The organism is Brevundimonas sp. DC300-4 (assembly GCF_049897365.1).
In the GTDB taxonomy this organism is placed as follows: Bacteria; Pseudomonadota; Alphaproteobacteria; order Caulobacterales; family Caulobacteraceae; genus Brevundimonas.
Genome location: NZ_JAFCWC010000007.1, coordinates 45,367 through 71,397, shown reverse-complemented (window position 1 = coordinate 71,397; position 26,031 = coordinate 45,367). Strand labels below are relative to the sequence as shown.

The following is a 26,031-nucleotide window of genomic DNA, read 5'->3' as shown; positions in this document are numbered from 1 at the left end:
GCGAGAGGCGGCTGGGTCAAAACAGCCTCCCGCCGATCACCGCATCGCGATCGACGCCGGCCAGCACGACCTCACCGTCCGCGTCCGGGAAGCCGAGCGTCAGGACCTCGGACATGAAGGGACCGATCTGGCGCGGCACGAAGTTCACCACCGCCGCCACCTTGCGACCGGTCAACTGGTCCAGGGTGTAGTGGCGGGTGATCTGGGCCGATGAGCGCTTCACCCCGATGTCGGGTCCGAAGTCGATGGTCAGCCGGTAGGCGGGCTTCCGCGCCTCGGGGAACGGCTCGGCGCGGAGGACTTCGCCGATGCGGATATCGACCTTCATGAAGTCGTCGAAGGCGATGCGGTCGGCGACAGGACTGGCGGCGACGGCTGTGGTCATCAGCTGAACTCGGCCGGTTCGACGCCCTTGGCGGAGCCGTCCGCGCCGACGACGATCTTGTCGACCCGCAGCTGGGCAGCCTTCAGACGGGCCTCGCAATGCTGCTTCAGCTTCGCGCCCTGCTCGTATAAGCTGATCGATTCCTCCAGCGGAGCCTGGCCGGACTCCAGGCGTGAGACGATAGTCTCCAGACGCGACAGGGCGTCCTCGAAGCTGAGATCGGCGGGAATGGAGGGCGCTGCGTCTGACATTGGAGCAACCCTAGAGGCGAGCCGCTTTCGCTTCAACGGGGAACAGGCCTCGCAGGGTAAACGGCTTTCAGCCGCGCTCGTAGCGACGCTGGGACCAGTATTTGAAGCCCTGGTTGTGAACCAGCTTCCAGCCGTCAGCCTTCAGTCGTCCGCCGACCATGTGGTTGAAATACCCGTGGGCGAGGACCAGCACGTCCTCGCCAGCCTCGGAGCGGGCGATCAGCCGCTGCGCCGCCTGTTCGGCCCGAACCTCGGCCTGGGCCCGGGTTTCCTGTCCATCATGGTGGTCGAAGGCGTGCCACCAGAAGCGGGCTACCGCGCCCCAGTATTTCGGCGGCAGCTTGAACCACGACGGGAAGTGCGGCGGCGGCAGGGGCGCCTCGATGAACATGACGTCCGAGGTGATCTCGCGGCCCGCCGAGATCGCGAGCGCGGTTTCCTGGGCGCGCTGGCGGGTCGAGGCGAAGATGACGCCGGCACCGGCCGCTGTGGTCAGCAGTTCTGGCGGGGGGGTCTGGCCGGCCAGGAGGCCGCCGAGCTCATACTTCGCCCACCAGTCGCGGTACTGGTCGGACGTCAGCATGCACTTTCGCGACAGGGCGGGCTCGCCATGACGGGCGAGGGTGATCGAGCCGGGGCGCGAGGGCTTCAGCATCTGGCCGGCATCTTGTTCGACACTGTCTGACGTCATGCTGCGGATGAAAGGGAAGACGGCCCAAGATAACCGGGTGCCGACATGGACCTTCCTTACGCCTCCCCCAGGGCCCGCACATGGGCGAGGGCCGATTGGCCCAGTCCTTCGAGGTCGTAACCGCCCTCCAGCGAAGAGACAACCTTGCCGCCGCAATGCCGCCGCGCGACCTCCAGCACCGCGCGGGTCGCCCAGGCAAAATCTTCAGCCTCAAGGCTCTGGTGAGCGAGCGGATCGCGCCGGTGGGCGTCGAAACCGGCGGAGATGATCACAAGATCCGGAGCAAAGGCGTCGAGCGCTGACATCAGTCCCCCGGCGAAGGTGGCGCGCCATGATTCGCGGGCGGCGTGCGGCTCGACCGGCGCGTTGACGATATTGCCGACACCCGTCTCCGATGGCGCGCCGGTGCCTGGATAGAGGGGCATCTGGTGGATGGAGGCCAGGAACAGGGTCGGGTCGGCCTCGAACGCCGCCTGGGTGCCGTTGCCGTGGTGGACATCGAAATCGACGACCGCGACCCGGGCCAGGCCGAGAGACTGAGCCACACGGGCGGCGACAGCGACGTTGGAGAAGAGGCAGAAGCCCATGGCCTGGTTCGGTTCGGCATGGTGGCCGGGTGGGCGGACGGCGGCGAAGGCGCGCCGGGTCTGGCCGGCGACGATGGCCCGAACTGCGTCGATGGCGGCGCCGGCGGCGAGACGGGCGGCGCGGACGCTGCCGGGCGACAGGATGGTGTCGGCGTCGAGCTGGGCCCGGCCGGTCGCGGGCGAGGCCTCGATCATGCGGGCGACGTAGGCGGCGGGGTGGATGCGCTCGAGATCAGCGACGGCGGCCTCGGTGGCCTCGCGGCGATCCAGCTTCAAGTCGGCGTCGTCCAGGGCGGCGAGGACGGCGGCGAGGCGCTCGGGCCGTTCGGGGTGACCCGCGCCGGGGGCGTGGGCGATCATGTCGGTGTGGGTGAACAGGGCGACGGACATCGGGTCAGCTTACAAGCGCATCGGGATGCGCGGAATAAAATGTTGAGCGATCGCGTCGACCAAGCGAAACCCTCCGGATGACAGACGCCGTGATCCGCCCCCCTCGCCCCGAAGACGCCGCAGCGCTCGGCGCGCTGGGACGCCAGACTTTCATCGACACCTTCGTGGCCGAAGACGGGTTCGCCATCCCCTACCCCGCCGACGACCTGGCGGCCTTCCTTGACGCCAGCTTCAGCGCCGAGGCCACCACCAAGAAACTGGCCGAACCGGACGCGGCCTGGTGGGTGGCGGAGCGCGGCGGCGACCTGCTGGCGTTCGCCAATGCGGGGCCCAACACCCTGCCCCACCCCGAGAGCGCGCCGACCCAAATGGAACTGAGAAGGCTCTACGTCGGCAAACCGGCACAGGGGCTGGGTCTCGGGACACAACTGCTCAAGCTGTCGCTGGACTGGATGGAGGCCAACAGCACCGGGCCTCTGTGGATCGGTGTCTGGAACGGGAACCTGAAGGCCCAGAAGCTTTACGAGGCCTACGGATTCACGAAGGCGGGCGAGTACCAGTACCCCGTCGGCGCCTGGCGGGACGACGAGTTCATCTTGCGGCGCGGCTGACCTGGGTCCAGGGTTTCAGAAATGCTCCTCCCCTTCTTCACCGCCCTGCGACAGGCGAAAGTCCCCGTCTCCACCAAGGAATGGCTCCATCTGATGGAGGCCATGGACAAGGATGTGGCCGGGGGTCGGGTCGAGGACTTCTACCACCTGTCACGCGCGGTGCTGGTCAAGGACGAGAAACACTACGACCGGTTCGATCAGGTGTTCGGCACGGTGTTCAAGGGCATCGAGACCATCGGCGCGGGCGACGAGCCCAGCCTGGACGTGCCCGAGGACTGGCTGAAACTGCTCAACGAAAAATTTCTGACCGACGAGGAGAAGGCCGAGATCGAGGCGCTGGGCGGCTTCGAGAAGCTGTTGGAAACGCTGAAACAGCGGATGGAGGAGCAGGAGAAGCGCCACGAAGGCGGGAACAAGTGGATCGGCACCGGCGGGACCAGCCCGTTCGGCCATGGCGGCTACAACCCCGAGGGCGTGCGCATCGGCGGACCGGCCAAACAGGGTCGCGCGGTCAAGGTTTGGGAGAAGCGCGAATACAGGAACCTGGACGACACGGTCGAACTGGGGACACGCAACATCAAGGTCGCCCTGCGCCGCCTGCGCCGGTTCGCACGCGAAGGCGCGGCCGAGGAACTGGATATCGACGGCACCATCGACGGCACCGCGCGCCAGGGCTGGCTCGACATCCGCATGCGGCCGGAGCGGCGGAACACCATCAAGGTGTTGCTGTTCCTCGACGTCGGCGGTTCGATGGATGGGCACATCAAGCTTTGTGAGGAGCTGTTCAGCGCGGCGAAGACGGAGTTCAAGAACCTGGAGTTCTTCTACTTCCACAACTGCCTCTACGAGGGTGTGTGGAAGGACAACCGGCGTCGCCACGGCGAAAAGATCCCGACCTGGGACCTGCTGAACAAATATCCCGGCGACTGGCGGGCGATCTTCGTCGGCGACGCGACCATGAGCCCCTATGAGGTCACCATGCCCGGCGGCTCGGTCGAGCACGGGAACGAGGAGGCCGGCGCGGTCTGGATGCGGCGCGCGCGGCTGCAATGGGACAAGTCAGTGTGGCTGAACCCCGTGGCCGAGAGGTTCTGGAGCTATACGGCGTCAGTGAAGCTGCTCAGCGAGGTCATGAACGAGAGGATGTATCCGCTGACGCTTGACGGTCTGGACCGGGCCATGCGGGCGCTGACGCGCTAGGACGGGTTCGCTGACACGCAGGCGTGAGGTGTCCAAACCCACGTTTCATGCGAACCTCGCGGCTGTTCAGGAGGGCCCAAGATGCTGACCGTTTTCGCCATGACCCTGGTGATGCAACAGGCCGGAGGCGCGATGAGCTGGCAGGAGCCCGTACCGGACCTCGATCCCGGACCAGAACCTGCCATCGTCTCGACAACCCTACCCGCCTGGGCGCTGGCCGATCCGTTCGCCTGGGAACGGTCGCAGTGCAGTCCGCTGGTGAGCCGCGAACCGCTCGACATCTGTCAGGCGCGGGTACGGACCGAGCTGTCAGCGGCGCTGGGGGACCGGTTGCCGGCGGGATTGAGGCCTGCGGGCGAACCGTTGCCATGCCTGGCCACGCCGGGCGACGACGGCGCCTATCCGGTCCAGTGCGGTACGCCTGAGCGACAGGCGGCGGCGGCGGTGACGCCGCCTGTTGCCGACTGCCGTCCCCGTCCGCAGCGTCAGGGCGGATCGGTGGCCTTCATCACCGATTGCCGGGCGGAGAACGCGGGCGACCGTGGATTGTCGTTCCGGCTGTTCGGCAAGGACTGAGCCCGGAAAGAAAAAGGCCGCCCCGAGGGACGGCCTTTCATGTTTTCGACTCTGACGGCTGTCAGTGCTTTTCGTTGATGGCGTCCTTGATGCCGCCGATGGTGTTCTGGACCTTGCCTTCGACCTGTTCGGCCTTGCCTTCGGCTTTCAGCTTCTCGTCGCCGGTCACGTTGCCGACGCCTTCCTTGATCTTGCCGCCCATATTCTTTGCGGCGCCTTCGATGCGATCATTGTCAGCCATGGGGGGAGCTCCTGGTACTGGCGTCGCCCCGGCGGCGGCGCTTCACCTTGGAGAGCGGGCAAAGGCCATCGCCGTTCCGTATGGCGACGCTTAGGCCTTGCGCCTCAACCACCGGGCCACGGCCCAGGCGTGTGCGTCGTGCCGCAGTTCGGCCAGCGCCGTGCGCGGATGCAGCCAGACCAGTTCGTGGTCGTCCTCGACCTTCCTCGATGGATCGAGCGCGATCATCGCGGCGACCCAGAAGCCGCCGACATTGTTGACCGCCTCGCCGTCGGACTTGCGGAAGAACTGCCCGGCCTCGGCGATGCGCTCGATCGCGCGGACGCTCATGCCGGTCTCTTCGACGTACTCGCGGACCAGAGCCTGTTCCTCGGTCTCGACGCCGTCCACCGCGCCGCCGGGCAGGTCGTAGTAGGGGGTGTCGCGAGTGACGCGGACGCAGGCGATCTTCTCGTCATGAAAGACCAGGCCGAAGGTCGCGGGGCGGAACAGATAGTCGACGCCGTCGTCGGCGCGGCCGAACTGGAGGGAGGGCTTCACAGGTCGAAGGCCAGACGGGCGCGGACGCCCTTGTGGGCGCCGTCGAACTCCACGGCGGAACGCAGGCCCGAGGCCATGGCGGTGATGATCTTGCCGCCGAGGCCAGTGCCCTTGGGCTTGCCGTCGCCCAGGCCCGGGCCGTCGTCCTCGACCGTCAGGATGGCGCGGCCCGAAGGGTCGGGCGCCAGGCTGACTCGGATCTCGCCCGCCTCGCCGGCCGCATAGGCGTATTTCACTGCGTTGGTGACCAGTTCGGTGACGATGACGCCCAGCGACACGGCCTGGTCGGTGGAGACGCGCATGGGCTCCGCCTGAAGGGTGATGTTCGGCGAGGCGGCGTCGGATCCCAGCGACTTGGTCAGCTCGCCGACCAGACCATCGAGATAGGCCTGCATGTCCACCGTCTCCATGTCGCCCGAGGTGTAAAGGCGGCGGTGCACATGGGCGACGGCCTCGATGCGAGCCTGGGCTTCGCGGAGCGCATCGCGGGCGCCCTCGTCGGCCATGTGACGCAGTTGCAGCGACATGAAGGTCGAGACGAGCTGGAGCGAATTGCCGACGCGATGATTGACCTCGCGCAGCATGGCCTCGGCGCGGTCCCGGGCAATGCGGACCTGTTCCTGGGCCTCCTCGTTCTCGCGTTCGAGGCGGCGACGCAGCAAGGCGTCTTCGAGCGCCGAGCGCAGCAGGGCGGTGAAGTCCTCTGACACGTCCTTGATGACATAGTCGGCGGCCCCGGCGCGCAGGGCGGCGACGGCGATCCGGCCCTCCTGGGCCCCCGTTACATAGACGACGGGCGGGGGCGCGGGGCGATGCAGGATGTCGGGCAGGACGTCGAGGCCGTCTCGGCCGGGCATGTAGTGGTCGAGCGCGCAGATATCGAAATCGTCGGCATCCAGCGCCGCCACGCCCGCGTCTCCATCGGCGGCGAGGGTGACCTCATACCCGTGACGGCCGAGTTCCTTCTGTACGAGCCGCGACAGGCCGCGGTCGTCGTCGATGTAGAGGAGCCGGATGGGCGGCCTTTCGGTCGTCATTCGATCTCGGGCGCCTGCATGACGGACAGGAACAGGCCCAGCTGGCGGATGGCGCCGGCGAAGCTCTCATAGTCCACCGGCTTGGTGATATAGACGTTGCAGCCCAGATCGTAGCAACGCTGGATCTCGACCTTGTCGTCGGTGGTTGTCAGCACCACGACGGGGACGCGTTTCAGCCGCTCGTCCTTTTTGACCTCGGCCAGGATGTTGGTGCCCTGCATGTCCGGCAGGTTCAGGTCCAGCAGGATCAGCATCGGGCCGTTGGCGCGGACGTCCTCGCTGAACAGATAGTCCAGCGCCGGCTGACCGTGGTCGAAATGGACGATCTCGTTGGAGATGTTGGCCCGGCGAATATTCTTCTCGATCAGCTTGGCGTGGCCATGGTCGTCCTCGACCATGACGATCTTTACGGGGTTGCTCACTGGGTGTCTCCGGCCTCGTCGAGGATCAGGCGTTTGGGGAATTTCAGACGGAATGTCGAGCCTTCGCCGAGGGCGGATTCGACGTCGATGGCGCCGCCGAGACGGCGAACGCTGTTCCGCACAAAGGCCAGCCCCAGCCCTTCGCCCGAACGGTCCTGGCGGCCTGAGCGGCGGAACAGTTCGAAGATGCGTTCGTGGTCCCTGGGTGCGATGCCACGCCCCTGGTCCGCGATGGCGATCTCGACCCACCCGCCAGCCAGATCGCGGCCACTGACCTCAATGCGGTTGGGGCGGGACGCGTGCGAGTATTTGACGGCGTTCTCGATCAGGTTGCCGATGATCTGCTCGATCGCCAGACGGTCGCTTTCGAAGGCGACCATTTCGCCGATCATAACCTCGGTCCCGGTCTCTTCCAACTGATGGCGGATGCTGTCGGCGGCGGCCTTGGCCATTTCGCCGACGTCGATCGTTTCCGCGACAAGACCACGCCGGCCGTCGCGCGACAGCTTCAGGATGGCGTTGATCAAGCGGTCCATCTTCTGGGTTGAGGCGCGGATGAAGCCGATCGCCTCAGGCATGTCCTCGCGCGCGGCGACGATCGCGTCCTTCTCGATCAGGTCGGGCGCGACGGTCTCCACCTTGGTCAGCTGCAGGTCGATGGTCCTGCCGGCCTGTTCCAGCTCGGCGGTGTAGCCCATGACGTTGACGAGCGGCGAGCGCAGATCATGGCTGACGATATAGGCGAAGCGCTGCACCTCTTCGTTGGCGCGGGTCAGGGCGGCGGTGCGGGCCTTGATCGTATCCTCCAGTCCCGCGTTGACGCGATCGAGATCGGCGCGCGCGCTCGCCAGGTCCATCAGGTATCGACGAATCAGGATGGCGACGATGCCGCCGAGGACAAGAATCAGGACGGCGGCAAGGGCGTTGACGATGATGGTGAAGACGGCGGACCCCTCGGACCTCGCCTGCTGGGCCGACAGCCGGGCGCCGAGCTGAGAATCGAGGGTGGAGATTTCGGTGTCCATCTGCTCCATCAAGGTCTTGCCTCGACCGGAGCGGACCTGATCCAGCGCCTGGGCGCTCTGCCCCCGCCGCGACAGGTCGGTGATGCTGGACATGTCCAGGAATTTGTCGCGCGACAGCCGCGTCAGGGACTCCACCGAAGCCTGACCGACCTCGTCGCTGCCGGCGAGCTCGGTCAGCCGCTCGAGCAGCCGCGGCGCGGCCTCGGCGCTCTGGTCGTAGGTCAGCAGGAAGCTGGTCTGGCCAGTGAGCAGATAACCGCGCTGGGCTGCCTCAGCGTCCTTGATGTTCAGCAGGACGGTCCGCGCCGCGCGACGCAGCTGCCATGTCGCGTCGACCTGCTCGTTGAAGGCCGCGGTGCGCTGGATCAGGATGAAGGTCGAGAGGTTGACCAGCAGCAGCAGGGCGATCGCGCCCGCCAGCAGCAGAGAGATCGATCGGCCGAGCGTTCCCTCGCGCAGGAACCGGCCGAACTGTGAGAGGGTTTTGGGAAGGATCGACGACATACAGCGCAAGCTTTAGCGGCGCACATTCGCGTGTCCAGTGAAGTCATTCGCGGCGCAAGCTGTGCAGGACCAAAGTGTTCCGTTAACAAGCTTTGCCGTTTCGGGAGTGGATTGAATGTTCTGGTGGTGGTGGATCGCACCGACGGCCCTGGCCATCATCGGCGTCCTGATTCTGTTCGTCGGACTGGGCTCGCTGTTCAAAGGCAAGTTCTTCGGCGGGTTGTTCGGCACGGCCGGGGGCGCGGCGTTGCTGGCGGCGGCCCTGGCGGGCGGTCTGCTGGGCCAGAACGTCCAGACCTATTCGCGCCTGACCTATGAGCGGCCGGTCGCGAGTTTGTCGATCCGACAGCTGGCGCCACAGTATTTCGAGGTCGTCTTGACCCAGCCGGCCCAGGGCGAGGCGCCCGCCCGCACTGCCGTCTATCCGGTCAACGGCGACGAATGGCGGATGGAGGCCCAGGTCCTGAAGTGGAAGCCGTGGGCAAATGTGGTCGGTCTTGATTCCCAATACCGGCTCGACCGTCTCTCGGGCCGCTATCAGACCATCGAGCAGGAACGCACCGGCGCCCGCAGCGTCCACGCCCTGTCGGGGGGCGACGTGAAGACCGGGCCCCTCGCCTATGTGCCGTGGACCCTCAGCGTCTGGGATGTGGCGCGGAAATACCGTCGCTATGTCGACGCGGTGGACACCCTCTATGGTTCCGCAGCCTATATGCCGATGGCGAACGGGGCGACCTATGAGGTCTGGATCACCCAGTCCGGCCTGATCGCCCGGCCGACCAACGATGCGGCGCGCGAGGCGTCGGCGGGCGGGTTCGTGCGGGTGAACTGAGATAAAGTGCGCTTCTCCTGCCCGTCCGAAGGACGGGGAGGAGAGCCCTTACACCGACCCCAGCGTCCGCAGGCGCGCCTTGGGGTGCACCTCGTTCTGGCTCATCACCACGGTCTGACCGCGGAAGCGTTCGATAATGGAGCGGACGTAGGGGCGGATCTGGGGGCCGGTCAGCAGGACCGCGCTCTCGCCCGACATGGCGGCGCGTTCGAAGACGTCGCGGACAGCGCGGATGAAGTCCTGGAGCCGCGAGGGAGCCATGGCCAGCTGCTTGTCCTCGCCCTGGCCGACCAGGGCCTCGGCAAAGGCGGCCTCCCAATCGGGGGACAGGGTGATGATCGGCAGGGCGCCGTCGTCGCCCTTGTTCTGCCAGCACAGCTGACGGGCCAGGCGGGTGCGGACGTGTTCAACCAGGGTGGTGATCGACGACGAGTGCGGCGCGGCCTCGGCCAGGCCTTCCAGGATGGCGCCGAGATCGCGGATCGAGACCTTCTCGCGCAGCAGGGTCTGGAGCACGCGCTGCAGGGTGGTGACGGTGACGACGGAGGGTACGAGTTCTTCGACCAGCTTCTTCTCCTCCGGCCCCAGTTCCTTGAGCAGCTTCTGCACCTCGGCATAGGTCAGCAGGTCCGCCATATTCTCCTTCAGGATCTCGGTCAGATGCGTCGTCAGCACCGTCGAGGGATCGACGATGGTGTAGCCGCGGAAGGTGGCCTCCTCGCGCAGGCTCTCATCGATCCAGGTGGCGGGCAGGCCGAAGGCGGGCTCCTTGGTGTGCTCGCCGGGCAGTTCGACCTGGCGGCCGGCCGGGTCCATGGTCATCAGCGACCCCAGACGGACCTCGCCGGCGCCGGCCTCCATCTCCTTGATGCGGATGGCGTAGCCCTGGGTCGGCAGGCGCATGTTGTCGAGGATCCGCACCGACGGCATGACGAAGCCATACTCCTGGGCAAGGGCGCGCCGCAGGGCGCGGACCTGGTCGGTCAGGCGGCGGCCCTCCAGGTCGTTGATCAGGGTCAGCAGCGAATAGCCGAGCTCGATCTTGACCTCGTCGATGGTCAGGGCCGTGCCGATGGGCTCTTCCGCATCGTCCTTGGGCTTGCCCGCGTTGGCCGCGGCCGCGAGTTCGGCCTCGGTCGGCTGCGGCTTCAATTTCGCCCGCCCGTGATGCCAGGCCATGTAACCGCAGCCGATGGCCAAACCGGCGAAGGGCAGGATCGGCATGCCGGGGATCAGGGCCAGCAGGGCGGATGCGGCGGCGACCATGCCGAGGCTGACGGGGTTGGTGGCCAGTTGGGCCACCAGGGCCTTGTCGGCGGATCCCTCGACACCCGCCTTGGACACGAGGAAGCCGGCGGCGATCGAGATGATGATGGCCGGAACCTGGGTCACCAGGCCGTCGCCGATGGTCAGCTGGATATAGGTGTTGGCCGCTTCGCCGATCGGGAGGCTGTGCTGGATCGTGCCGATCAGGATGCCGCCGATGGCGTTGATGGCGACGATGATCAGGCCGGCGACGGCGTCGCCGCGGACGAACTTGGAGGCACCGTCCATGGCCCCAAAGAAGGTCGATTCCTGCTCCAGCTCCTTGCGGCGCAGCTTGGCCTGATCCTCGGTGATCAGGCCCGAGGACAGGTCGGCGTCGATGGCCATCTGCTTGCCTGGCATGGAATCCAGGGTGAAGCGGGCGCTGACCTCGGCGATCCGGGTCGAACCCTTGGTGATGACCACGAAATTCACCACCAGGATGATGGCGAAGATGATGATGCCGATGATGAAGGAGCCGCCCATCATCAGGGCGCCGAAGGCGTTGATGACCTGACCGGCCGCGTCGTGGCCCTCGTGGCCGTGGGTCAGGACCAGGCGCGTCGAGGCCAGGTTCAGGCCCAGGCGGAACAGGGTCGAGATCAACAGGACTGTCGGGAAGATGGCGAAGTCCAGCGGGCGCTTCATCATCAGGGCCGTCATCAGGATCAGCACGGACGAGACCAGCGAGATCGCCAGCAGCAGGTCCAGCAGCATCTTCGGAACGGGCAGGATCAGCAGCAGGATGACGCCGATCACGCCGACCGCCATGCCGACCTCGCCGCGCATCAGCCAGCCGCGGATGTCCCCGCCGGTCGGACGGGCCATGCCGTCCTTCATCATCACGGGTGTGTCGGTCATGCGCGACCGAGCTGAGCCAGGGCCCGACGGGTCGCCTCGGCTATGACGGCCTCGTTGGCCGGCGCGTCGGACGCGGCATGGTAGTAGGCGGCGATGATGATCGGCTCGCCGGTCGGCGGATACAGGATGCCGATGTCGTTGGTCGGGCCGTAGCCGCCGGTGCCGGTCTTGTGCGCCACTCGCCAGTCGGCCGGAACACCCGCCTTGATGCGATCGACGCCGGTCGGCGAGGAGAACATCCAGCCCAGCAGCATGGCCTTGGAGTCCTGCGAAAGGGGCGAGGCCGGGTCGATGAACAGGCGGTGGATGTTGGCGGCCGACTGGGCCGGGGTGATGGTGTCCTTGTCGCCGTCGAGGCGGTTCATCTCGGGCTCGAACCGGTCCACGCGCGTCGAGGCGTCGCCGATGCCACGATAGAAGGCCTGCATCGGCGCGATGCCGCCCAGCGCCTTCAGGAGCAGGTTGGCGGCGGGGTTGTCCGAGACCTCGACCACCGCCTGCATCATACGCTCGACCGTCAGGCTAGAGCCGATGGCCGGCTCGGTGACGGGGGCATGGTTGACCATGTCGGCGCGGGTAATGGGAATCATCCGGTCGGGCTTTTCGTCGCCGGCCTGGACGCGAATCAGGGTCGCGGCGGCGAGGTACATCTTGAACGTCGAACAATAGACGAACCGCTCGTCGCCGCGCGCCGTCAACTGGCGCCCCGTGCCGAGGTCATGGGCGAACAGACCGAAGCGACCACCGTGCGCCTGTTCCAGACCGGACAGGTCGAGCGTTTCCGGCGCGGGCGGCGCGACGGGAGCAGCGGCCTCGCCCCTGGGCGCGCAGCCGATCAGACCGAGCGCGCCAAGACCCGCCAGGACCATCCGGCGATCGGTCACGCCGCGTTCGCGCCGTAGGCGCTCGTGGCGATGCCCGTCTGGGGCGCCATGATCTGCGTCCCCTCGTCCGAATACTCATTCAGCTTGTTGCGCAGGGTGCGGATCGAGATGCCCAGGATGTTGGCCGCGTGCGTCCGGTTGCCCAGGCAGTGGGTCAGGGTGTCCAGGATCAGGGTCTTTTCCATCTGGGCGACCGTCTGGCCGACATAGGCGCGGGAAACGGCGTCGGCGGTCTGGGCGGCGCGGGCGGCGGGACCGGCGTCGGAACCGGCGATCGCGCCCGTCAGCGGCTGGCCGTCGGGCAGGCGGATGGCCTCGGCGTCGATCTCGGCGCCGACGGCCAGAAGGACCGCGCGGTGCATGGCGTTCTCAAGCTCCCGCACGTTGCCGGGCCAGCGGTGGGCGGCGAGTGCGCGGCGAGCATCCTGCGACAGCGGCCGGGCCGGCACGCCGTTGGCGGCGGCGTATTTTTTGACGAAGTGATCGGCCAGCACGGCCACGTCGCCGGGACGTTCGCGCAGAGACGGAAGACGGAGGTTCACGACATTCAGGCGATACAGCAGGTCTTCGCGGAACACGCCCTCCGCCACGGCCTTGGCCAGGTCGCGGTTGGAGGTGGCGAGGATGCGAATGTTGACGGGCACAGGCTTGGTGCCGCCGACGCGGTCGATGACCCGCTCCTGGATCGCGCGCAGCAGCTTGGCCTGAAGCCGGGCGTCCATCTCCGAGATTTCGTCCAGTAGCAGCGTACCGCCGTCGGCCTCCTCGAACTTGCCGATCCGGCGGGCGACGGCGCCCGTGAAGGCGCCCTTCTCGTGCCCGAACAATTCGGATTCCAGCAGGTTGTCCGGGATGGCGGCGCAATTGACGCTGATGAAGGCCCGTTCGGCGCGCTTGGATTGCTGGTGCAGATAGCGCGCCATCACTTCCTTGCCGACGCCGCTTTCGCCGGTGATCAGGATGGAGGCTTCCGAGCGCGCGACCTGGTCGGCCAGTTTGATCACGGCCTGCATCGACGGATCGGCCGAGATCAGCGGGCGCTCGTCGTCGGCGACGGCGGCCAGGACGGCGGCGATCAGGTCGGCGTCAGGCGGAAGCGGGATGAACTCCTTGGCTCCGGCGCGAATGGCGGCGGCGGCTTTTTCGGCGTCGTTGTCGACGCCGCAGGCGACGACCGGCACGAAGATCCGCTCGGCGTCGTTGGCGGCGATCAGGGCCCCGATGTCGAGATTGTAGTCGACCATCAGCAGGTCGGCCCCCTGCCCGCGCCGGAGCTGTTCCGTCGCCTGATCCGTGCGTTCGACGTGGCTGACCTTGGCGCCGTGCGCCATGGCCATCTTCACCGCCGCCGCGAGCTGGCCCGAAAGCCGTCCGACCACCAGAAGCCGCATGGGTCTTCTCCCTTAATCCGTACCGGAACCGGCGCGCCCTAGGCGGCCGAATCCTCTGTCTTGATGATTTCCGTCATGGTCACGCCCAGGCGATCCTCGACGACGACGACCTCCCCGCGCGCGACCAGACGGTTGTTGACGAAGATGTCGATGGCCTCGCCGACCTTGCGGTCCAGCTCGAGCACCGACCCGCGATTGAGCTTCAGCAGCTGAGCCACCGTCATGTGGGCCTTGCCCAGGACGGCGGAGATATTGACCGGCACGTCGAAGACGGTCGACAGGTCGGCGGCGGACTTGTCCCCGGCCTCGTCCATCATGGCGAGGGATGTCGACTCGGGAAACTCTTCGAGGGCGAGATCGTCGGCGGCCATCAGAGGTCACTTCCGTTGATGAGGGGTTCGGCATGCCCGGCCTCGGCGGCGAGGGCGGAGGCCAGGGCGGCGGCGATCCGGTCGGCGGCGGCGGCGGGATCGAAGTCGGCCCGGCCGTCGGCCCATTCCAGCTGGAAGGCCGCGAGCGGCAGGGACAGGTCTTCGCGGAAGGCGACCATGCCGGTGAAGCCGGCATCGATACAGATCGCCTGGATCTTCTCCTGGACCCCGGGCTCCAGGCCCGAGGCGCGGACCACGAGACGGGGCGAGCTGTCGATCTCCTGACCCAGGCTTTCCAGCGCCGATTGCAGCGGGCCGATCGGTAGCCGCTCCAGGGCGGCGGCGGCGATGACGCGGGCGGCGGCGAGCGCGAGACCGGCCGATTGCTCGCGATGGGTCTGGGCGACATGGGTCAGGGCCGGAATGGCCTGGCCCATGGCCTGACCGATGGCGGCGACGCCCATGGCCTCGATGCTGGCGGCCTCGGCCAGGGCCGACTCGCGCGCCTCGAACCGGGCCTGGGCGACCAGGGCCTCGACCTCGGACGGCATGTAGGCGCGCTTGGTCGGACGGAACTCGGAGGCGTGCACGACAGAGCCCGCGCCGTCGAACTCGGTGTCGAAGGCGAAGGGGCGGCTGGTGATGGGAGCGTGATCGGTCATGTCAGTAGATCAACTCGTCGTCGCCGGCCGCACCGGCCAGCATGATCTCACCGCGCGCCGCCAGATCCTTGGCGACCTGGACCATGGCCATCTGGGCGGTGTCGACATCCTTCAGGCGCACGGGCCCCATGGATTCCATGTCCTCGCGCATGATCTTGGACGCCCGCTCGGACATGTTGGTGAAGAACATCTCGCGCAGGCTTTCCGAGGCGCCCTTCAGGGCCAGGCCGAGGGAATCCTTCTCGACCGACCGCAGCAGGGTCTGGACGCCGCCCGGGTCCAGCTTGCTCAGATCCTCGAAGACGAACATCAGTGCGCGAATGCGTTCGGCGGACTCACGATTGCGCTCTTCCAGGGCGCCGATGAACCGGGCCTCGGTCTGGCGGTCGAACGAGTTGAAGATGTCGGCCATCGCCTCGTGGCTGTCGCGCTTGGAGGTGCGGGCCAGGTTCGACATGAACTCGTTGCGCAGCGTCTGTTCGATCTTGTCGAGAATTTCGCGCTGGACCGGCTCCATGCGCAGCATGCGCTGGACGCATTCGAGGGCGAAGTCCTCGGGCAGGGAGGTCAGCACGCGAGCGGCGTGGTCGGGCTTAACCTTGGACAGGATCACGGCGACCGTCTGCGGGTATTCGTTCTTCAGATAGTTGGCGAGGACCGCCTCGTTCACATTGCCGAGCTTGTCCCACATGGTCCGGCCGGCGGGACCGCGGATTTCCTCCATCAGCCCTTCGACGCGGTCGGAGGGCATGAAGGAGGCCAGCAGGCGCTGCGTCTGTTCGAAGCTGCCCATGATCGTGCCGGAGCCGGACATGCCGGAGACGAACTCGATCAGCAACTCCTCGACCACCGTCGAGCTGACAGTGCCGAGGCCGGCCATGGCCTGGGAGATTTCCTTGACCTCTTCGTCGTCAAGACCCTGCCACAGGCGGGTGTGCTCCTCGCCAAGCGACAGCAGGATGACCGCCGCCTTTTCCGGGCCGGACAGCTTCTTGGCGTCGTCGACGGATGCTTTCTTGTTTGCCATCCTGGCGACCATCAGCCTTCGTGGACCCAGCTGCGCAGGATGGACGTCGACTCATCGGGATGCTTCTCGACGAAGTCCGCGACCTTCTTGACGGACGACGCCTTCACCTGACCCTCGATACGGGCGATGTCGAGCCGCTGGTCCATGTCGGACGGACCGGTCAGCTGGCCCGCGCCGCCGACGACACTGGTTTGCAAAGAGGTGACGCCGATCTGGCCGCCGCCTGCGCCGGCCAGGGCGGGCATGCCGCCGGGACCGGTCGCCGACTTCAGCAGCGGTCGCAGGACGAAGAAGATCAGCAGCAGGCCGGTGATCAGCAGAACGAGCAGCTCGACCCCGCGCATGATGTCGTTCTTGGTGAAGTTGAACAGCGGCGAGCCGCCATCGGTGCCCCCGGCCGACACCAGGGCGTCCCGGTTGAAGCGCGCGTTAGTGACCCGCACCTGGTCGCCCCGCGTCTGGTCGAAGCCCATTGCCGCCTTCACCAGATCCTCGATCTGGGTGATTTCTTCCGGCGTGCGGGCGGTGTAGGTCGGCTCGCCGCCGGCCTCGGCGGGCGGAGCCAGCTTTCCGTCCACGGCCACGGCCACCGACAGCTTGCGCACCTCGCCCGGCTCCTTGGTCGTGGTCGTGGTGGTATTGGAAATCTCGTAGTTGGTGGTCTCGCCCGTCGTGCTCTCGGTCGAGCCGGCTGCCGCGTTGGCGGGCGCCGCCCCGCCAGGGATGTTGTTCGTTGCGGTAGCGCCGCCGTCGGGCGTACCCTCGGTGTTCTGGGACTGGGCGCCGTTGGTCGAGGTCGAACGGACAACCTGGCCGTCGGGATCGTATTTCTGCTCCTGGGTGGTGGAGCGGCTCATGTCGATGTCGGCGGTGACCTGGACCCGCGCGGCGCCCGGCCCGACAACACCCTCGACCAGATCCTTGATACGGGCCTGAAGCTGGGCCTCGGTGTTGGTCTTGGCGGCCTCGGCGGTGGCGGAGGAGAAGCCCTCCTCATCGTCGGCTGCAGCGAGGGTCTGGTTGGTCTCGTCGACCACGGTGACCTTGCCGGGCTTCAGGTTCGGCACGGACGAGGCGACGACATTGCGGATGGCGCGAACCTGGTCGGCGCTCAGGGCGCGACCGCCCAGGCCGACGACGACGGCGGCGGTGGGCTCGGCGGCGTCCTGGGCGAACAGTTCGCGGCGCGGCAAGGCGATCTGCACGCGGGCCGAAGAGATGCCGCGCATGGACATGATGGTGCGGGACAGTTCGCCCTGCAGGGCGCGCTGTTCCGAAATCTGCTGCTGGAACTCGGTCTGGCCCAGCACCGACTGGTTGTCGAACAGCTCGTAGCCCACAGAGCCGGAGCTCACGAGCCCCTTGCCGGCCAGCATTAGGCGGGCCGTGCCGACGTCGTCGCGATTGACCATGATGGTCGAGCCGTCGCCACGGGTGGAATATTTGATGCCCGCCTGGTCCAGCGAGGACGTGATCTCGCCGGCCTCGCGCAGGTCGAGGTTGGAATACAGCAGGGCGTCCGGCGCCTGGCCGACGCGCAGCATCAAGGCCACCAGGACGGCGGCGACGCCGGCCCCGACGCCGAGGACCATGGCAAGCCGCCCGATCCCAAATCTCTGCAACGCCGCCGTGAAGCCGCCCACGCGTCCCCGCCCAAATACTGTCACGGGGGAGCCGACTGCCCTCGCTAGGCAGAAACTGCCGCCCGCGTGGTTAACGGCGGTTTAAGTGTCAGGGTTAGCTCGCCGATTTTCGGGGTTAACGTCCAAGTTCGTCCAGCACCGGGCCGGCGCCGGACGGCAGGGCCGCGTCCGGATCGCTCAGCAGGGCCTCGACATCGCGGAACATCACCTCCGCCTGCCAGTCGCGGTTCAGCAGGTGCCAGCCGTCCGGATACCAGCCGGTGCGCAGGTTCGACGGATCGCCGGCGCGGATCAGGGCACGGCGCATGGGACCCTGTTCGATAATCTGGTCCTTGGCGCCGTATAGCAGCAGCGTCGGCGCCCTCACCTGCCCCAGCTTGAGGGTCGCGCTCTCCATCAGATCGACGAGGCCGGACAGGGCGTCGAACCGCGTCGAGCGGATGAAGCCCGGATCGTTCCCGTTGGCGACCAGTTCGATCAGGTTATCGGTGGCCCGGATGCGCCGGACAGCCCAATCCGGTGGCGTAATCGAGCGAGACCCCATCAGCCGCGCTGCGGCCCACAGGCTGGCGCGGTTGGGCAGGCTCTGGCTGGACCAGCCCCAGACAGCGGGGGCCAGCAGGATCAACTGGTCGGCGACAGGCGGCCGATCCGAAGCGAAGGCCGAGATGGCGACTGCCCCGCCCATACTCTCTCCCGCCACCGCGATGCGGGCGGTCGGATGGCGGGCGCGGACCAGGGCGACGACCGTGCGCAGATCCTCCGCCATCCGGGCCTCGCCCGCCCACACGCCCCGACCGGGGGACGCGCCGAAGCCGCGCTGGTCATAGGCGTAGGTGGCGATGCCGCGCTCCGCCCACCACGGACCCGCGAGTCGGAAGGCGGCGGCATGGTCGTTCATGCCGTGCAGGCCGATAACGATGACCTCCGGCTCCTCGGGTCCCCAGCGCAGGTAGGGCAACCTCGCCCCGTCATCGACAACGAAGGCGCCCCGCTCGATGCGGGGACCGGCGAAACCTGCGGGCGGCGTCAACGGCGGCTGGACATGGGGCGTGGCGCAGGCGGCGAGGCCTAGCAGCATCATGGACAGGGCTAGCGCGCGGATCATGTGGACAGGATGCCCCGGACCCTTTGGCGAAGATACGGCACGACCTCGGCCTCGAACCACGGATTGCGCCTGAGCCAGGCGGTGTTCCGCCACGACGGATGGGGCATGGGCAGGATGTCAGGGGCGTACTCCCGCCAGGCGCGGACGGTGTCGGTCATATTGGCCCTGGCCCGTTCACTGAGCGCCCAGACCTGGGCATGGCCGCCGACCAGCAGGGTCAGCTCCATCCGGGGCAGGGCCTCCAGCAGCCTGGGTCTCCACAGGGTCGCGCAGCGCTTCGGCGGCGGATAGTCGCCGCCGCTTCTTCCATTTTTCGGGGGCGCCGTGCCGGGATAGCAGAAGGCTTGGGCCGCCACGCCGATGCGGTGGTCGTCGTAGAAGGCCTCGTCGTCCACGCCCATCCAGTCGCGCAGCCGGTCGCCGGACGGATCGGTGAAGGGCATCCCGCTCTCATGCACCCGACGGCCGGGCGCCTGGCCGCAGATCAGCAGGCGGGTCTCGGGAAAGACCCGGACCACCGGTCGCGGTTCGTGCGGCAGGTCGCCGAGACACGCCCGGCAGGCCCGAATATCCGAAAGGACGTCTTCGAGGCACTCCCCTTTCCGCTCATCCCCGTGAAGGCGGGGATGCTCGGATCTAGTCGTCGGCGTCTTCATTCGCCTTGGGTGGCAGGGCGGCAAGCGCCGCAGCGGTCTCCGCCTCGGTCGGCAGGCGCAGACGGGTCACGCCGCGGAAGTTGGTCGGATCGACGACCTTGCCCTTCTTGGTGATGGTCAATTTGCCCTGACGCATCAGGCCAAGCGCCGTCGCCCGGACCTTGGGCAGGACGCGCTGCCACTGTTCGGTCTGGATATGTTTGGCCACATCCGCCGGCTCCACGGACTTGCCGCCGACGCCCTTGGGGTCAGCTTTCGCCAGGGTCTCGAAAATTGCTGCTTCGATTGGATCGCTCATGGGGCCTATATGCTGCACTGCGACAGTGAAAAGAAGGCGAGTTCGGAAATGGTCGAGAAGATCACGGTCACGGAGGGCGAGTTCACAGGTTGGCAGACGTACGACCTGCACGGCACCTTCGATCAGGTCGTGGGTCCCTTCTACTTCAAGCCGGATCCGGATGGGAGGATGCGCTGCGCCTTCCGTGCCGAGCCCAAACACATGAACGCAGGGCACAGGATGCACGGTGGCTGCCTGATGACCTTCGCCGACATCGCCCTGTTCCAGACCGCGTATCAGCAGATGGAGGGAATGAACGGCGTGACCGTACAGCTCGATTCCACCCTGATCGACGGGGCCTATGTCGGCGAATTGGTCGAGGCGACGGGCGAAGTGGTGCGCGCCGGCGGATCGCTGATCTTCGTGCGGGGCCAGATCAGCACGGGCGAGCGGACGTTGATGACCTACAGCGGGATCATCCGGAAATTCACGCCGCGCTGATCACACCCCCGCCTTGGCCGCCGGTCTCGCGCGGCAGTCGTCCAGCCAGCGGTACAGGTGGGTGAACTCCTCTGGCGGGCGGTATTTGACGAGCCTGGCGAAATCCAGCCCCACGACGCCGACGATATCGGCGATGGTGAACCGATCCAGGGCGATGAAGGAATGGTCGGCCAGGTGCCGGTCCAGCGTCTTCATGAACCGCTCAGCCGACAGCCGGTTGTAGTCCGCGACCTCGGTCTGGGCAGCCTCCAGGATGGCCAGGGCGGGGTGGGTCAGGCGCACGTTCAACATGATCGGGTTGGCCAGATAGAACTCGCAGCGGCGGGTCCACATCTCGACGATGGCCTGTTCGCGGGCGTCGACTCCGAACAGGTTCGGCTCCGGATACATCGACTCCAGATAGCGGCCGATGGCGACGGACTCCGAGATGGTGGTGCCATCGTCCAGCTCCAGCGCGGGGACGTGGGGGACGCCCACGCGGGCTCGATATTCCGGCGCCTTGTGCTCGCCCGACATGATGTCGATAGGCACGATCTCGACGTCCTCGATGCCCTTCTCGGCCATGACCCAGCGGACGCGCCGGGGATTGGGGGCGCGGTGGCTGTCGTAGAGCTTCATAGAGCGGGTCTCCGGTTCAGCGGAATATGGAGGCTGGCATGGCGCCGACAACCGCCGCCGTCATCAAGGTCGCCAGGAATCCGGCGAACAGCGCTTTCCACACCATGCCCAGCACCTCTTCGCGGCGCTCGGGAATCAGGACCGACAGACCGGTGACCGTGATCCCGACCGAGCCGATGTTGGCGAAGCCGCACAGGGCATAGGTCAGCAGCATCCGGGTGCGCTCGCTCATCTCGCCGGCCGGAACCTCGCCCAGACGTATGAAGGCCACGAACTCGGTCAGGGTCAGCTTGACACCCAGCAGCCAGCCCGCCTTGCCCGCCTCGGACCAGTCGATGCCGATGAGCCAGGCCAGGGGCATGAAGATCCAGCCCAGCAGGCGTTCGACCGTGATGTGATCGCCGAACAGCCAGAACCCGCCCAGCATGATGTTCACCAGGGCGACCAGGGCCACGAAGACGATCAGGACGGCGGAGATGTTGAGGACAACCATCAGGCCGTCGGCCGTGCCCTTGACGATGGCATCAATGGCCGAGTCGTATTTCAGCGCTGAGCCATAGTCCGCCACCTGACCGCCCTCGCCCGGCTTTTCAGGGATGATGATGCGGGCCAGCAGAACGCCCGCGGGCGCAGAAACAATGGAGGCCACCAGCACATGACCGGCGGCGTTCGGCAGGGTCGCCGAAAGGATGGTCGCGTAGGCCACCATGGTCGAGCCGGCGACGGTGGCGAGGCCGACGACCATCATCAGGAAGATCTCGGACCGGGTCAGCTTGTCGAGATAGGCCCGGATCACGATCGGACTCTCGATCATGCCGAGGAAGATATTGGCCGCGACCGCCAGGGCCGAGGCTCCGCCCAGGCCCATGGTCTTCTGGAACAGGATGCCGAAGCCGTGCGTCAGCCACTTCAGGATCTTCCAGTGCCACAGCAACGCCGACAGGGCCGAGATCACAAGGATCATCGGCAGGACGTTGAAGGCGAAGGTGAACAGGCCGCCCGCGTTGGTCACGGCATAGGGCTGGTCGCCGCCGGCGAGATAGCCGAACACGAATTTCGCCCCCTCGGACGTGGCACGCGACAGGCCGTCGACGGCGCCGGTGATCGCGGCGAGCACCGTCTGCGAGCCCGGGATGGCGAACAGGGCCAGCACCAGCACGGCCTGCACGCCGATGGCGCCCAGCGTCAGCCGCCAGGGAAAGGCGCGCTTGTTCTCCGACAGCGCCCAGCAGGCGGCGACAATGACGAACAGGCCCAGAAGGCTCTGAAGATTCAGAATGCTGAACATGGAAACGACGGTCTTCCCCACACCGGCGTCGCCGGGTCCGTCCCGGTTGAACGCCAGTGCGCGCCGGGCCGCAAGTCCATTTGTCGCAGCCCACAAGGCAGAACGGCCCGGCGTCGCCGCCGGGCCGTGCGTCTTGTCTCGAACGCGTCGTCTTACTTGATGCGGCGAACCAGCTTGCCGTAGTCGTCCATGAGGGTCAGCGACAGGTCGCCCGGCGTGAAGGCGTACTCGCCGATCGACTGGACCGGCGTCACCTCGGCGGCCGAACCGGTCAGGAAGCATTCGCTGAAGGTCGACAGTTCTTCGGGCCGAATGTGGCGCACCACGACCTCGATGCCCTTGGCCTCGGCGATGTCGATGACCGTCTGGCGGGTGATGCCGTTCAGGATGTGGGTCACGTCCGGCGTGTGGATCACGCCGTCCTGGACGAAGAAGACGTTGGCGCCGGTCGCCTCGGCGACATAGCCGCGCCAATCCAGCATCATGGCGTCCGCAAAGCCGCGCTTCTCGGCCGCATTCTTGGACATGGTGCAGATCATGTAGAGGCCGGCGGCCTTGGCCGTCGTCGGGGCCGTCAGCGGGTCGGGGCGGCGCCACTTGGCCCACTCCAGCTTGATGCCCTTCTTCTTGACCTCGGGGTCGAAATAGCTGGGCCAGTCCCAAACGGCGATGGCGACGTGGACCTTGTTGTTCAGGGCCGAGACACTGACCTGTTCCGGGCCGAGGTAGGCGACGGGGCGGACGTAGGCGTCCTCCATGCCCATCTTCGCGCAGGTTTCCCTGCAGGCCTGATCGATTTCAGCGGTGCTGTAAGGCAGCTCGAAGTCCAGCAGGTTCGCGGACCGGGCCAAACGCTCGGAATGCTCTGTCAGCTTGAAGATTTCCCCGCCATACATACGCTCACCCTCGAACACCGACGAGCCGTAGTGAAGGGCGTGGGTCAAAACGTGCGTTTTCGCTTCCCGCCACGGAATGAATTCACCATTCATCCAGATCCAACCGTCACGATCGTCGAAAGGAACCAAGGCCATTGAACAACGTCTCCTGCGCAGATTTGCCGGTTAGAACGCCCGAAGCGCCGAAGGTCAACGGCGCGCGCACGGGAATGTTCGCATGAGCAGCAGCCGTTCAGGGCCTGTGGCGGGCGCCGGCGTCGGTCGCCACCTGCTGATCGTCGACGACGACGACCGGATTCGCGAGCTGTTAAAAGAGTATCTGGCGCGCGAGGGCTATCGCGTGACGGGGGCCGCGCACGCCGCCGCGGCGCGTCGCCTGATGGAGTTGATCGAGTTCGACCTGGTCGTGCTGGACGTCATGATGCCGGGCGAGAGCGGACTGGAGCTGACCACCTGGGTGCGGTCAAAGGCGCAGCTGTCCAGGACGCCGGTCCTGCTGCTGACCGCGCGCGGCGAGGCATCGGACCGGATCGACGGCCTGTCGCGCGGCGCCGACGACTATATGTCCAAGCCCTTCGACCCGAAGGAACTGGCCCTGCGTATCGACGCCATTCTGAGACGGACGGGCGTGAAGCCGATCATGCCGCGCGAGATCAAGCTGGGCACGGCCACGTTTGATCTGGAGCGCCTGGAGCTGACCCGTGACGGCGCGCCGATGCGGCTGACCGAGGCCGAGGGGCAGTTGCTGAAGACGCTCGCCCTGCACGCCCACGCGCCGGTCGAGCGGATGGACCTGTCGCCGGACACGGCCGACATCACCGGCCGCGCGGTCGATGTTCAGGTGACCCGCCTGCGCAGGAAGCTGGAAGCCGATCCGAAGAACCCGCGCTATCTCCAGACGGTGCGTGGCGTGGGCTATATGCTGGCGCCCGACTGACATGAGGCTGCTGCCCTTCCCCGTCCTCGCGCGGTTTCTGAAGCGGCAGTTGCCGACATCGCTCTGGGGCCGGTCGCTGCTGATCATCGTCCTGCCGATCCTGATCATGCAGGGGGCGGTGACCTGGGCTTTCTTCGACATGCACTGGCAGACGGTGACGGCGCGCCTGTCCGAGGGGCTGGCCGGCGACGTAGCCTGGGCGGCGGAGAGCTATCGCGACGAACCGACCGAGGCGAACCTGGCGGTGATCGCCGATCGGGGCGAGCGATCGATGCAGTTGTCGATCGCGCTGCGGCCCGGCGCCACCCTGCCCGAGGAACAGCGACGCGGGGCGATCGGGGTGGTGGACCGGACACTGGAGGCGGCGCTGGCGTCGCGTCTGGACCAGCCCTTCTGGTTCGATACGACCCGCTATCCCGCCTATGTCGACATCCAGGTACAGCAGCCGACAGGGGTGCTGCGCATTATCGCGCCGCGGGAGCGGGCCGTGGCGACCCAGGCGCATATCTTCGTCCTGTGGCTGATGCTGGCGACGGTGCTGCTGATGAGCGTGGCCATCCTGTTCATCCGCAATCAGGTCCGCGCCATCGAGCGGCTGGCCGAGGCGGCGGAAGCCTTCGGTCGGGGCGAAATGTCGCCGAAATTCAAGCCGCATGGCGCGCGCGAGGTGCGTCAGGCGGCGGTCGCCTTCCTGGCCATGCGCGACCGGATCCAGCGGCATATAGAACAGCGGACAGCCTTGCTGGCCTCGGTCAGCCACGACCTGCGCACGCCCCTGACCCGGCTGCGGCTGGAGCTGGCGCTGGCCCCGCAGTTCAAGCGTCAGGCCGCCATGAAGGGCGACCTCGACGAGATGGAGCATATGATCGACGAATACCTCGCCTTCGCGAAGGGCGAGGCCGGCGAGGCGACGCAACCCGTCGATGTCTCGGCCCTGCTGAAGGCGGCAGGCGAGGACGTGAAACGGGCGGGGGCCGAGGTCGAGATCGCCGCGCCCGCCGACCTGACCGCCTCGCTGCGGCCCCTGGCCTTCAAGCGCGCCCTGGCCAACCTCGCGGGCAATGCGGCGGCGCATGGAGACCATGTGCGGCTGTCGGCGCGGGCTCTGGCGTCCGGCGGACTGGAGATCGCGATCGAGGACGACGGTCCGGGCATTCCCGACGACATGCACGAGGAGGCCTTCCGCCCGTTCAGTCGGCTGGACCAGAGCCGCAACCAGAACCGAAAGGGCGTCGGGCTCGGCCTGGCCATCGCGCGGGACGTGGCGCGGGGGCACGGCGGCGACATCACCCTGGCGCGCAGTGATCTGGGGGGCCTGCGGGCGCTGATCCGCCTCCCGGGCTGAAGGCATCTGCGTCACGGTGGCGTCTATCGGGCGCGGCCCTTGCGCAAGGATTGCGGAGACGGGCCGCCGAGCCCATCTTCCCTGTGACAAGGACCTCCCGGAGATCGTCATGCGCAGCTTCGCCTTTCTCGCCCCGCTCGCTCTCGCCGCGGCCCTCGCGGCGCCCGCATTCGCCCAGACGCCGCAGGTGACGGTGACCGTTGGCGGCGATCTGACCGAAGAGGTCAACAGGCTCGGTCAACGCGACGTGGATCGCCAGCTTGAACGGCTGCAGACGGTCGTCGAACGTCGCCTGGCCCGCGACGGCGCGCTCGAAGGCGCGACCATCAACCTCGTGATCACCGACCTGAAGCCGAACCGTCCGACCTGGCAGCAGGCCGCCGACAGGCCCGGACTGTCGATCATGGACAGCTTCTCCATCGGGGGCGCAACGGTGGAGGGTGAGGTCGTCACCGCCGAGGGCCAGCGACTGCCGGTGCGCTATTCGAACTATTCGAGTTCGATCGCCGAGGTGCGGGGCTACAACACCTGGCAGGACGCCGAGCAGACTTACGACCGGTTAGCGAACAATCTCGCCTCAGGCCGGCTGGTCGCCCGCTAGACTTTGCGTAAACGCATAGATTGCGTTGCGCGCCCGATGGTGGCATCGTTGTTTCAACCAGAAGAGGGTTCGAGATGACTGGTGCGAAACGCCTTTCGATGTTGCCGGCTCTTCTCGTGGGCGCTGGCGGCCTGTCCGCGTGCGCGGCGGCGAATACGGCCGCCCCGAGCCAGACCCAGACGGCCTATCAGGCTCCCAGTGCCTGTGTCCGGACCGGCCCGGTTATCAATGTCAATAGAGTCGACGATCGGACCGTCTACGTCGCCACAGAGCGGGGTTATGTCTTCCGGGTGGACATGCCCAGCGGGTGCCCTGCTACAGGGGTTATTGGAGCGTTCAGCAGCAACGTCGAGACCTGCAACGGAAGT

General features: G+C 67.0%; 30 protein-coding genes. 8 read left to right on the top strand and 22 right to left on the bottom strand.

Annotation, left to right across the window (positions count from 1 at the left end):
• Positions 1–16 precede the first annotated feature (16 nt).
• The 4 genes from ACP7AZ_RS12320 to ACP7AZ_RS12305 all read right to left on the bottom strand — a co-directional run bounded on the left by ACP7AZ_RS12320 (position 17) and on the right by ACP7AZ_RS12305 (position 2,304).
• Positions 17–385: a tRNA-binding protein gene (locus ACP7AZ_RS12320; RefSeq protein WP_425991344.1), complete on the bottom strand. Its 369-nt coding sequence runs from the start codon at positions 383–385 to the stop codon at positions 17–19.
• Positions 385–636 (bottom strand): exodeoxyribonuclease VII small subunit, encoded by a 252-nt coding sequence (locus ACP7AZ_RS12315; protein ID WP_303696330.1) that lies wholly within the window; start codon positions 634–636, stop codon positions 385–387. The genes ACP7AZ_RS12320 and ACP7AZ_RS12315 overlap by 1 nt, the downstream gene beginning before the upstream one ends.
• A 67-nt stretch (positions 637–703) precedes the next feature.
• Complete coding sequence (locus ACP7AZ_RS12310; RefSeq protein ID WP_426038935.1) at positions 704–1,291, bottom strand: histidine phosphatase family protein; 588 nt, start codon at positions 1,289–1,291, stop codon at positions 704–706.
• 92 nt (positions 1,292–1,383) lie between these two features.
• A complete protein-coding gene (locus tag ACP7AZ_RS12305) occupies positions 1,384–2,304 on the bottom strand; it encodes a histone deacetylase family protein (protein WP_426038934.1) in 921 nt (306 codons plus the stop codon).
• Between the two features lie 77 nt (positions 2,305–2,381).
• Here ACP7AZ_RS12305 and ACP7AZ_RS12300 point away from each other — a divergent pair, with 77 nt between their 5' ends.
• From ACP7AZ_RS12300 to ACP7AZ_RS12290, 3 genes are all read left to right on the top strand, one after another.
• Positions 2,382–2,915, top strand: coding sequence for a GNAT family N-acetyltransferase (locus ACP7AZ_RS12300; protein ID WP_426038933.1), 534 nt, complete (start codon positions 2,382–2,384; stop codon positions 2,913–2,915).
• Positions 2,916–2,936: 21 nt separating this feature from the next.
• The gene (locus ACP7AZ_RS12295; RefSeq protein ID WP_426038932.1) at positions 2,937–4,115 is read left to right on the top strand and encodes a vWA domain-containing protein; all 1,179 of its coding nucleotides are present in this window, start codon (positions 2,937–2,939) and stop codon (positions 4,113–4,115) included.
• Positions 4,116–4,196: 81 nt separating this feature from the next.
• Positions 4,197–4,691: a hypothetical protein gene (locus tag ACP7AZ_RS12290; RefSeq protein ID WP_426038931.1), complete on the top strand. Its 495-nt coding sequence runs from the start codon at positions 4,197–4,199 to the stop codon at positions 4,689–4,691.
• A 61-nt stretch (positions 4,692–4,752) separates the two neighbouring features.
• Here ACP7AZ_RS12290 and ACP7AZ_RS12285 read toward each other — a convergent pair whose 3' ends face one another.
• The 5 genes from ACP7AZ_RS12285 to ACP7AZ_RS12265 all read right to left on the bottom strand — a co-directional run bounded on the left by ACP7AZ_RS12285 (position 4,753) and on the right by ACP7AZ_RS12265 (position 8,460).
• Positions 4,753–4,932, bottom strand: a complete 180-nt coding sequence (locus ACP7AZ_RS12285) for a CsbD family protein (RefSeq protein WP_426038930.1) — start codon at positions 4,930–4,932, stop codon at positions 4,753–4,755.
• A 90-nt stretch (positions 4,933–5,022) separates the two neighbouring features.
• Positions 5,023–5,472, bottom strand: a complete 450-nt coding sequence (locus ACP7AZ_RS12280) for an NUDIX domain-containing protein (RefSeq protein WP_426038929.1) — start codon at positions 5,470–5,472, stop codon at positions 5,023–5,025.
• A complete protein-coding gene (locus ACP7AZ_RS12275; RefSeq protein WP_426038928.1) occupies positions 5,469–6,509 on the bottom strand; it encodes a sensor histidine kinase in 1,041 nt (346 codons plus the stop codon). Before ACP7AZ_RS12275 ends, ACP7AZ_RS12280 begins: the two co-directional genes overlap by 4 nt.
• The gene (locus ACP7AZ_RS12270) at positions 6,506–6,907 is read right to left on the bottom strand and encodes a response regulator (RefSeq protein WP_426038990.1); all 402 of its coding nucleotides are present in this window, start codon (positions 6,905–6,907) and stop codon (positions 6,506–6,508) included. Before ACP7AZ_RS12270 ends, ACP7AZ_RS12275 begins: the two co-directional genes overlap by 4 nt.
• A 20-nt stretch (positions 6,908–6,927) precedes the next feature.
• On the bottom strand, positions 6,928–8,460 hold the full coding sequence (locus ACP7AZ_RS12265; protein WP_426038927.1) for a sensor histidine kinase: 1,533 nt from the start codon (positions 8,458–8,460) through the stop codon (positions 6,928–6,930).
• 115 nt (positions 8,461–8,575) lie between these two features.
• On the opposite strand from ACP7AZ_RS12265, the gene ACP7AZ_RS12260 reads away from it, so the two are divergent.
• Complete coding sequence (locus ACP7AZ_RS12260; protein WP_426038926.1) at positions 8,576–9,292, top strand: hypothetical protein; 717 nt, start codon at positions 8,576–8,578, stop codon at positions 9,290–9,292.
• Positions 9,293–9,340: 48 nt separating this feature from the next.
• On the opposite strand, the gene flhA is transcribed toward ACP7AZ_RS12260, so the two are convergent.
• The 10 genes from flhA to ACP7AZ_RS12210 form a co-directional block, all read right to left on the bottom strand.
• Entirely contained in the window at positions 9,341–11,440 is a 2,100-nt protein-coding gene (flhA, locus tag ACP7AZ_RS12255) for a flagellar biosynthesis protein FlhA (RefSeq protein ID WP_426038989.1), read from the bottom strand.
• Between the two features lie 14 nt (positions 11,441–11,454).
• Complete coding sequence (bla, locus tag ACP7AZ_RS12250; protein WP_426038925.1) at positions 11,455–12,342, bottom strand: class A beta-lactamase; 888 nt, start codon at positions 12,340–12,342, stop codon at positions 11,455–11,457.
• Positions 12,339–13,733 (bottom strand): sigma-54 interaction domain-containing protein, encoded by a 1,395-nt coding sequence (locus tag ACP7AZ_RS12245; RefSeq protein WP_426038924.1) that lies wholly within the window; start codon positions 13,731–13,733, stop codon positions 12,339–12,341. The genes bla and ACP7AZ_RS12245 overlap by 4 nt, the downstream gene beginning before the upstream one ends.
• A gap of 38 nt (positions 13,734–13,771) precedes the next feature.
• Positions 13,772–14,104 (bottom strand): flagellar motor switch protein FliN, encoded by a 333-nt coding sequence (fliN, locus tag ACP7AZ_RS12240; protein WP_425991374.1) that lies wholly within the window; start codon positions 14,102–14,104, stop codon positions 13,772–13,774.
• Positions 14,104–14,766 (bottom strand): flagellar assembly protein FlbE, encoded by a 663-nt coding sequence (locus ACP7AZ_RS12235; protein ID WP_426038923.1) that lies wholly within the window; start codon positions 14,764–14,766, stop codon positions 14,104–14,106. Before ACP7AZ_RS12235 ends, fliN begins: the two co-directional genes overlap by 1 nt.
• Position 14,767: 1 nt before the next feature.
• Complete coding sequence (fliG, locus tag ACP7AZ_RS12230; RefSeq protein ID WP_303696345.1) at positions 14,768–15,805, bottom strand: flagellar motor switch protein FliG; 1,038 nt, start codon at positions 15,803–15,805, stop codon at positions 14,768–14,770.
• On the bottom strand, positions 15,805–17,436 hold the full coding sequence (gene fliF, locus ACP7AZ_RS12225; protein ID WP_426038922.1) for a flagellar basal-body MS-ring/collar protein FliF: 1,632 nt from the start codon (positions 17,434–17,436) through the stop codon (positions 15,805–15,807). Before fliF ends, fliG begins: the two co-directional genes overlap by 1 nt.
• Before the next feature lie 115 nt (positions 17,437–17,551).
• On the bottom strand, positions 17,552–18,544 hold the full coding sequence (locus ACP7AZ_RS12220) for an alpha/beta fold hydrolase (RefSeq protein WP_426038921.1): 993 nt from the start codon (positions 18,542–18,544) through the stop codon (positions 17,552–17,554).
• Positions 18,541–19,113, bottom strand: coding sequence for a uracil-DNA glycosylase family protein (locus ACP7AZ_RS12215; protein ID WP_426038988.1), 573 nt, complete (start codon positions 19,111–19,113; stop codon positions 18,541–18,543). The genes ACP7AZ_RS12220 and ACP7AZ_RS12215 overlap by 4 nt, the downstream gene beginning before the upstream one ends.
• 67 nt (positions 19,114–19,180) lie before the next feature.
• Positions 19,181–19,498, bottom strand: a complete 318-nt coding sequence (locus ACP7AZ_RS12210) for a DUF3253 domain-containing protein (protein ID WP_426038920.1) — start codon at positions 19,496–19,498, stop codon at positions 19,181–19,183.
• 48 nt (positions 19,499–19,546) lie between these two features.
• On the opposite strand from ACP7AZ_RS12210, the gene ACP7AZ_RS12205 reads away from it, so the two are divergent.
• The gene (locus ACP7AZ_RS12205; RefSeq protein WP_426038987.1) at positions 19,547–19,978 is read left to right on the top strand and encodes a PaaI family thioesterase; all 432 of its coding nucleotides are present in this window, start codon (positions 19,547–19,549) and stop codon (positions 19,976–19,978) included.
• On the opposite strand, the gene ACP7AZ_RS12200 is transcribed toward ACP7AZ_RS12205, so the two are convergent.
• The 3 genes from ACP7AZ_RS12200 to ACP7AZ_RS12190 form a co-directional block, all read right to left on the bottom strand.
• Positions 19,979–20,596, bottom strand: a complete 618-nt coding sequence (locus ACP7AZ_RS12200; protein ID WP_426038919.1) for a glutathione S-transferase family protein — start codon at positions 20,594–20,596, stop codon at positions 19,979–19,981. It abuts the gene before it with no gap.
• A 16-nt stretch (positions 20,597–20,612) separates the two neighbouring features.
• Positions 20,613–21,884: a NupC/NupG family nucleoside CNT transporter gene (locus tag ACP7AZ_RS12195; RefSeq protein ID WP_426038918.1), complete on the bottom strand. Its 1,272-nt coding sequence runs from the start codon at positions 21,882–21,884 to the stop codon at positions 20,613–20,615.
• Between the two features lie 152 nt (positions 21,885–22,036).
• Positions 22,037–22,915, bottom strand: coding sequence for a branched-chain amino acid aminotransferase (locus ACP7AZ_RS12190; protein WP_426038917.1), 879 nt, complete (start codon positions 22,913–22,915; stop codon positions 22,037–22,039).
• A gap of 82 nt (positions 22,916–22,997) precedes the next feature.
• Here ACP7AZ_RS12190 and ACP7AZ_RS12185 point away from each other — a divergent pair, with 82 nt between their 5' ends.
• From ACP7AZ_RS12185 to ACP7AZ_RS12175, 3 genes are all read left to right on the top strand, one after another.
• A complete protein-coding gene (locus tag ACP7AZ_RS12185) occupies positions 22,998–23,717 on the top strand; it encodes a response regulator (protein WP_303696354.1) in 720 nt (239 codons plus the stop codon).
• A 1-nt stretch (position 23,718) separates the two neighbouring features.
• Complete coding sequence (locus ACP7AZ_RS12180) at positions 23,719–25,062, top strand: ATP-binding protein (RefSeq protein WP_426038916.1); 1,344 nt, start codon at positions 23,719–23,721, stop codon at positions 25,060–25,062.
• Between the two features lie 109 nt (positions 25,063–25,171).
• Entirely contained in the window at positions 25,172–25,663 is a 492-nt protein-coding gene (locus tag ACP7AZ_RS12175) for a hypothetical protein (RefSeq protein ID WP_426038915.1), read from the top strand.
• Positions 25,664–26,031 lie beyond the last annotated feature (368 nt).